This is a genomic window from Streptomyces sp. NPDC002911, from assembly GCF_053591835.1.
Map to the genome: position 1 here is coordinate 1 of NZ_JBSFUO010000092.1, position 1441 is coordinate 1441.

1 protein-coding gene is annotated in these 1441 nt (G+C 68.0%); it reads left to right on the top strand.

Features of this window, described 5'->3' with window-relative positions:
• Positions 1-1440: acyl-CoA carboxylase subunit beta (locus tag ACWD04_RS33990; protein ID WP_451137585.1), on the top strand; the 1440-nt coding region annotated here is incomplete at its 5' end.
• Position 1441 lies beyond the last annotated feature (1 nt).

The following is a 1441-nucleotide window of genomic DNA, read 5'->3' on the forward strand; positions in this document are numbered from 1 at the left end:
CGCGAGCGCATCGAGCTTTTGCTGGACGAGGGATCGTTCAAGGAGGTCGAGCAGCTGCGCCGGCACCGGGCGACCGGTTTCGGCCTGGAGGCGAAGAAGCCGTACACCGACGGTGTCATCACCGGGTGGGGCACGGTCGAGGGCCGGACGGTCTTCGTCTACGCGCACGACTTCCGGATTTTCGGCGGGGCGCTGGGTGAGGCCCACGCCACGAAGATCCACAAGATCATGGACATGGCCATCTCGGCCGGTGCGCCGCTGGTCTCGCTGAACGACGGCGCCGGCGCCCGTATCCAGGAGGGTGTGAGCGCGCTCGCCGGGTACGGCGGGATCTTCCAGCGCAACACCCGCGCCTCCGGTGTGATCCCGCAGATCTCGGTGATGCTCGGCCCGTGCGCCGGCGGCGCGGCGTACAGCCCGGCGCTGACGGACTTCGTCTTCATGGTCCGTGAGACCTCGCAGATGTTCATCACCGGACCGGACGTCGTCAAGGCGGTCACCGGCGAGGAGATCACCCAGAACGGCCTCGGCGGCGCCGACGTGCACGCGGAGACCTCGGGCGTCGCGCACTTCGCGTACGACGACGAGGAGACCTGCATCGCCGAGGTCCGCTACCTGATCGGGATGCTGCCCTCCAACAACCGGGAGAACCCCCCGGTCGTACCGAGCGGCGATCCGGCCGACCGGCGCGGCGACGTCCTGCTGGACCTGGTCCCGGCCGACGGGAACCGTCCGTACGACATGCACAAGGTCATCGAGGAGCTCGTCGACGACGGCGACTTCCTGGAGATCCACGAGCGCTGGGCCCGCAACATCGTCTGCGCCCTGGCCCGGCTCGACGGCCAGGTCGTCGGCATCGTGGCCAACCAGCCGCAGTCGCTGGCGGGTGTCCTGGACATCGAGGCGTCCGAGAAGGCCGCACGATTCGTCCAGATGTGTGATGCGTTCAACATTCCTATCGTCACTCTGCTGGACGTACCCGGCTTCCTGCCCGGCGTCGATCAGGAGCACGGTGGGATCATCAGGCACGGCGCGAAGCTGCTCTACGCGTACTGCAACGCCACCGTGCCGAGGATCTCGCTGATCCTGCGCAAGGCCTACGGAGGCGCGTACATCGTCATGGACAGCCAGTCCATCGGCGCCGACCTCACCTACGCCTGGCCCACCAACGAGATCGCGGTGATGGGTGCCGAAGGCGCCGCCAACGTCATCTTCCGCCGTCAGATCGCCGACGCCGAGGACCCCGAAGCCATGCGGGCCCGCATGGTCAAGGAGTACAAGGCCGAGCTGATGCACCCCTACTACGCGGCCGAGCGCGGCCTGGTCGACGACGTCATCGACCCCGCCGAGACGCGCGAGGTACTGATCGCCTCGCTCGCGATGCTCCGCAACAAGCACGCCGACCTGCCGTCCCGCAAGCACGGCAACCCCCCGCAGTAGC